Below are 5,389 nucleotides of genomic sequence, written 5' to 3'. Positions count from 1 at the left end.
GGCCCCGCGCGGGGGCGGGGGTGGGGGGGGTGGGGGTGGTGGGCGCGGCGGTGCCGGATCCGGCGGGGCGGGCGGTCGCGACTACGACGACTTCCAGGCGCCGCCGTTCGAGGACGACGACGACCTGCCGTTCTGAGCCGCTGATCACGGCGGTCGGCTTACCGTCGTGATCTCCAAAGCTCCGAGTTGAGAAACCGCCTCCGGACGCCGTCCGGAGGCGGTTTCTTTCTCAGTGCCAACAGAGGGTGTCTCTCCAGTACCCCGGCGATCCAAACCACGATAGCGGCGGAAGGATCCAGCTGCCGCGCTGTTTGCCGCTCCGCCTAGCGGATACAACGCGTCAGGGTCCGGGGCCAGCACAAGCCTGTCATCTGCAAATCGCGGGCGGCCCCGCATCCCTTGCAACTGAATCTCAGCAGCAACTGCGACGGGCGTCCGTCACGGCTTCAATGCACCGCTTGCCTCTAAATCCACAAGAACCTCCAGCACCGCTTTGTTATCGGCAGTTGTCCCCAACAAGCTCTTCAGGAATGGAATTGACAATGCTTCTGGTAGAACGAACCAGACAGGATGTTGAAACAGTTTTGGATACCCAGCGTCGTTCGGTCCACCGTTCCATCTCATCCCGAGACAACGCCGCCCACCATCGTAAGCGCCCCAAGCAACCGAAAACTCGCCATCATCATAAAGAACGTGGGCAACTGGAAATTTCGAGTGCTGAACTTGTGCTCCTGCCGGCATGTTGTTCCTCTCCGTTCGTGGGGATTGTCGTTGGGCCGTCAGGCAGGCCGACGCCCCAAGCTCAGGCCCGTTCGGCGTCCTCCAGAACATGCAGCGCCGCTGGCGCACAAGTCCGCAGTGGGCGAGAACGCATGGCCACTGAATGTCGACTGCAGTGCTAGCCAGGCTCAGCCGGGATTTAGCGCTCGCCTTTTGTCCTGCTCCGGTGCCGGAGAAGCCGCTGAACCTCTTCGATGCTCCGGCAGGTACCGCCATGATGAATCACGGCATGGCAGTTCGGGCACACCGGCCTCAGGTCCTGAATAGGGTTAACCACGTAGGATTCGCCGATAGAAGCAATCGGCACCAGATGATGCACGTGGATGAGGCCTTCGGCGACCGGACCATACGCCTTAGCGAAGTCGAAGCCGCAAACGGTGCAAGCAGTACCGTGGTGAGAAATGCATGCTGCTCTTGCAGCAGAGCTTCGTTCATAGGCATTGATCGTAATTTGTCGGATAGCGCCTTCGTGCAGCGGGGCGTTCGCAGGTAGTTCCTCCGGAAGTGGGGCGTCTACTGGAGCCTCGTCCTCCGTGGTTGCGTTCCCCCCAAGTGGAGCCTGCGGAGGCTCGAAACCTACTTCCGATAATCGGTGATGCGCCGTGGCGAGCTGATGGGGCGTGAACAAAGCGCGCCACGGATCAGTGAGTACTAAGTATTCGACACTTAGCCGCAGGTTTTCACGTCCGCGGCGGAAGAGTTCTGTAAATCCGCTCGAGGGCTGAGTGGACGCCAAAAGTCGATCGGCCGTGTGCTTTCCACCATGCTCGACCAGCATCCCTCGGAAAGCCGTCGGTCGATACGGGGGCTTCAGGCGTGTCGCTGCGTCGTAAATTTCGAACATGGCCTTCTGGAAACCGCGGAGCAGTTCACGCTCCTGTTGCGAATCCATTTGCCTCCTCCATGTGAAAGCCGAACGAAACAAGGGCTTGGGGTGTGGGCCGGCGCACAAGGCCTGGCGTCTGTCTAAAGCATGGATGCCCCGCATGCCCTGCAGCCGATCAGGCTGGCCCCCCCTCGGAACCGGATTGGAGCAATGGTTCCCAGAATCTGCGGCCGTCCTGATCGAACGCTTTGGCGGCTTGGTCCAGTGCAAAATCTGCGTCGCGGACGATTCGGTTGATCTCAACTATAATCGGACCCAACAACTTCAAGGCGGTCGCTAAGTCGGAGCGCAGGATCTTAAAGCCATTGATGTCGAGTGGCTCGTACCCTCCGCCTTGAGGGCGTACCTCCAGGTGAGCCAAATGCTGATCGCGAAGCGTAATGAACGCATTCTTGAATCCGTGGTTCTCGTAGTCAGTCCACAGAGCCAGTAGCCGAGTCAGTTGTTTGTCTATCTGTACACGTCTACGGTGGTTCTCGGCTTCTTCGATCGCGCGCAACCCCTCTTTGTCTCCCTCATCGTAGCTCTTTCGAGGAATAACAACTGAGAACAGAGGATTGTCTTTGACCAGCTGCAGTACTTCGGGTCTCTCGAGTTGGGCGACGATGTTTGCGACGCTGGCGGTACGCCGATCTCTATCCCAGGATAGCTTAACAACGTCAAGCGCGCATGAGAAGAACAGGGTATTTCGCAACGCTGACAGGCCATGAACGAGTTGCCGCCGCGGAGGCGTGGAAATGGGGAGGTCCACACCGCCTAACAAAGGCGCAAGCAGGCCATAGTTAAGCCGGAGCCCTAAAAACGCGCCGAGGAGCGCATCGGCATATTCTTGGAGGCGCGTGAGTTGTTCTTTTGATGTCACGAGTTCGGCCGACCTCCACCGCGTTGGTCCAGCGGCCTCAAATCCCAGGGGTCAGGGGTAGGGGCCGGCGTGCAAGCCTGTCGTCGGGCGAAGCAACCCCCGGCCGCGTATCCCCTGCTGCCGATTGTCGGGACGCCCGCTGTATGGGACTTTGCGCCCCAACTCACCCTCGCCGGTCGTCTTTGGAATTTTCCCCGGCCGCTTGCCGTAATTCAGTGATGATGGCGTGGAGCCGCTCAGTTCGGCGCTCGAATCCGTCCGCGATGCGCGAGAGGTTTTCCGGCGTGGGAGTCCTCCGCCCCATCGCCCAAGCACGGAGCACGCCATAGCTCAGACCGGCGTCCTCGGCGAGCTGGCGCATCGAAAAAGGGCCATCCCGCAGCACGCGTTGAACCATGCCAAGGATTTCTTCTCGCGCCACTCAGCCCCCACTTAGTCTAGTTACCAAACTTGTTGACATCCCCTTCCTTGTTATCTATCTTGATAACGCAGGGCATGTAAAAAGAGGCTGGCCGCCTCCTCGGCCAGGAAGACACGGCCAGCCTCCACATGCGAACGACTTGCGAGCCGTCCGATTTGTAGAGTAGCCCTGCTCGGCGGCGCGGGTCAAGAGATGGAGGTGAGCATGGAACAGCAGCAGCACCCGCCGTCACCTATGCGGTTCCTGGAGATCTTGGCGGACAGGTTCGGTGCACTGGAAGCGGTGGCGAACTCGTCGATCAAGCTGGCCCGCTACGCACCGGAGGATGAGCTGGCGATGGACCTGCTCGTTGCCGAGGCAGTGCTGGAGTTCGGGTGCGCCCTCCGCGAGGCGGCGGCCAGCGCGATGGAGTGGGCGAGGGCACGCGGAGTGGCACCGCTTGCGTGAGAAGCGCAACTCGGTGGAGGTAGAGCCCCGGCGGGTGGCGGTGGTGGACGCAGCAGCGCCGGCGGGGGCGGGCGACGGTCGGATCGGGGGTGATGCGCTGCGGGCGGGTCGTCCCCGATTCCGTTAGGGGCGCACTTGGAAGTGGCTCGCGCAGTGAGAGAGGCGGAACAGGGCTCGCCGTCCCTCCCTCACCGGAGTGACATGAGGTATCGCTCCGTCTCCGGGGCGAAGCGGCCGACGATTTCCGGGTGCTCACGGTACAGGGAGATGTACTGGAGAAAGAACTCGACGGGTCGTTGCTGCAGCAGGCGGCGGATGCACTCAGGTCCACAGTGACGCTCGATCGCCTTCGCCATCTGGAAGCCGAGGGCATAGAACCGCGGGTTGCTCATGAAGCCGCGGTCCAGAACCTCCCGCCAGGTGATCTCGTCGCGGGCCACCTGCTGGAACGTGGTGTCGAAGAGCGCGAAGTTCGCACGCACGCGCGCGGGCTCGGCATCCGCACGGAAGCGCTGGCGCATGCGCGCGATCTCGGGGCCGCCGCCGCCGAACCTCTCCGGGTCGGACACCAGGTCCGCGGTGCCCTCGCTGACGACCGTCGCCAGCGTCCGCTCGGGCAGGGGAAGGCTCTCCGCCAAGTCGGCCATGGCCGCGAGGCTCGGCACGCGGCGGAACGCCGCCTTCTGCACGAGGTGGAAGGTCTCGTGCGTGATGTGGGCCATCACACCCTCCCAGTCTCCAGCCGCGTCGGCAAGATTGTAGTAGAACACATCACCCTCGGGCGTGGTGCGGACGAAGCCCGTGGACGTGCCCCCCGCCATCAGGTACGCCTTCAGATGAAGCGGACCGGTTTCCGGCGTGTAGGGACCCATGATGGCAAGCAACCGATCCAGCACGGCCTGCTCGTTCTCGCGGAGATGCGCGAGAAGCGTCCGGATGCGCTCCCGCTCGCCATGGGCCTTCGGCAGGTTGAAGTGGATGTGCTCCTGCGCCACGGCGGCCGTCCCCAGAAACCTCTGGAGGGCGATGCCAAAATCAGCGCGCTCCACACCCGGCACGAGGCGGACGACGTTGTCCACCATCATGCTCACGCCGTGGATCTCGAGGAGCGAGTCCACCGCCGCATCGGTGATGGTGTCGCGCTCCAGCGCCGCCATCACGGCCTCGGCGCCGGCGTAGTCGATCTCGAGACTCACCTGAGCGGCCCGCGGGGCAGGCGCGGCAACCTGCGGCGGCACCACGCCCCGCTCGCGGCATCCCGAGGTGGCGAGCACGATCAGGACGGGCGCTGCGACCAGACCGGATCTATGGACGAGGCTGGACATGATTCCGCCCTCTTGGAGTGAATGGTGCCGGAGAGTGGGGAGCGCGTTTCGACCGATGCCGGCGTTCCCGCCGGCACTTCGCCCGCCGCTGCGCCCGACTGCTGCCTGACAACTCTATCCTCGCCGGCCGCGCCTAAACAGCTACAGATAAAAGAAAAACTCACCTGCACAGAATGCCGGGCGTCATAGCGGTGCCATCTTGACGAAAGTCTTTTTGCCGACAAGCTTGAATCGAATTGCAACTCCTGTCGAGGTGGCACCATGCTCATGCGCTCCGTCGCTCTCGCTCTGCTGCTCGTGTTCGTGCTTGCCGGTGCCTGCGGCCTGCCGGCCGAGCCGCCCGGCGGCGTCTGCACCCTCCCGACGCTCAGTGACGCGCCGGCACCCGCCCTGGCCCTGACGGCGTTCGCCTATGACCGCGCGGCGGCCTACGACCTGGTGCTCCAGCCGATCGGCACCCCGCCGGGTGTGCAGATCTACCAGCTGAGCTTCCTCAGCCCGCGCGGCACCGGCCGCGCGACGGGACGGCTCTTCGTGCCCGAGGGTGCGGGCCCGTTCGCGGGGCTGTTGCTGCAGCACGGACTCCCGGGCAACGCCCAGCAGATGACTGGCGAAGGGGTGCTGCTGGCGCGCCAGGGGGCCGTGGTGGTGGCGCTCGACGCGCCGTT

The 5,389-nt window shown here is 63.4% G+C and carries 6 protein-coding genes and 1 pseudogene; 2 read left to right on the top strand and 5 right to left on the bottom strand.

The genetic code is table 11. From position 1 onward, the window contains the following. Positions 1-438: 438 nt before the first annotated feature. From VIB55_RS01865 to VIB55_RS01850, 4 genes are all read right to left on the bottom strand, one after another. Positions 439-741 carry a hypothetical protein gene (locus VIB55_RS01865; protein ID WP_331874962.1) on the bottom strand — a complete coding sequence of 101 codons (303 nt, stop codon included), beginning with the start codon at positions 739-741 and terminating at the stop codon, positions 439-441. 178 nt (positions 742-919) lie between these two features. Next, a complete protein-coding gene (locus VIB55_RS01860; RefSeq protein ID WP_331874961.1) occupies positions 920-1,672 on the bottom strand; it encodes an HNH endonuclease in 753 nt (250 codons plus the stop codon). Between the two features lie 109 nt (positions 1,673-1,781). Further along, on the bottom strand, positions 1,782-2,528 hold the full coding sequence (locus VIB55_RS01855) for a hypothetical protein (protein WP_331874960.1): 747 nt from the start codon (positions 2,526-2,528) through the stop codon (positions 1,782-1,784). 163 nt (positions 2,529-2,691) lie between these two features. After that, a complete protein-coding gene (locus VIB55_RS01850; protein ID WP_331874959.1) occupies positions 2,692-2,925 on the bottom strand; it encodes a helix-turn-helix transcriptional regulator in 234 nt (77 codons plus the stop codon). Positions 2,926-3,153: 228 nt separating this feature from the next. On the opposite strand from VIB55_RS01850, the gene VIB55_RS01845 reads away from it, so the two are divergent. After that, positions 3,154-3,396 (top strand): hypothetical protein, encoded by a 243-nt coding sequence (locus VIB55_RS01845; protein ID WP_331874958.1) that lies wholly within the window; start codon positions 3,154-3,156, stop codon positions 3,394-3,396. Positions 3,397-3,584: 188 nt separating this feature from the next. Here VIB55_RS01845 and VIB55_RS01840 read toward each other — a convergent pair whose 3' ends face one another. Further along, positions 3,585-4,721 (bottom strand): DUF5700 domain-containing putative Zn-dependent protease, encoded by a 1,137-nt coding sequence (locus tag VIB55_RS01840; RefSeq protein WP_331874957.1) that lies wholly within the window; start codon positions 4,719-4,721, stop codon positions 3,585-3,587. A gap of 261 nt (positions 4,722-4,982) precedes the next feature. Between VIB55_RS01840 and VIB55_RS01835 the strand changes: the two are divergent. Next, positions 4,983-5,389, top strand: a pseudogene (locus VIB55_RS01835) (hypothetical protein); the annotation flags it as partial.

The organism is Longimicrobium sp. (assembly GCF_036554565.1).
Taxonomy (GTDB): Bacteria; Gemmatimonadota; Gemmatimonadetes; order Longimicrobiales; family Longimicrobiaceae; genus Longimicrobium.
Note: the sequence above shows the minus strand (reverse complement) of the source record. Positions and strands in the feature narration are given on the sequence as shown.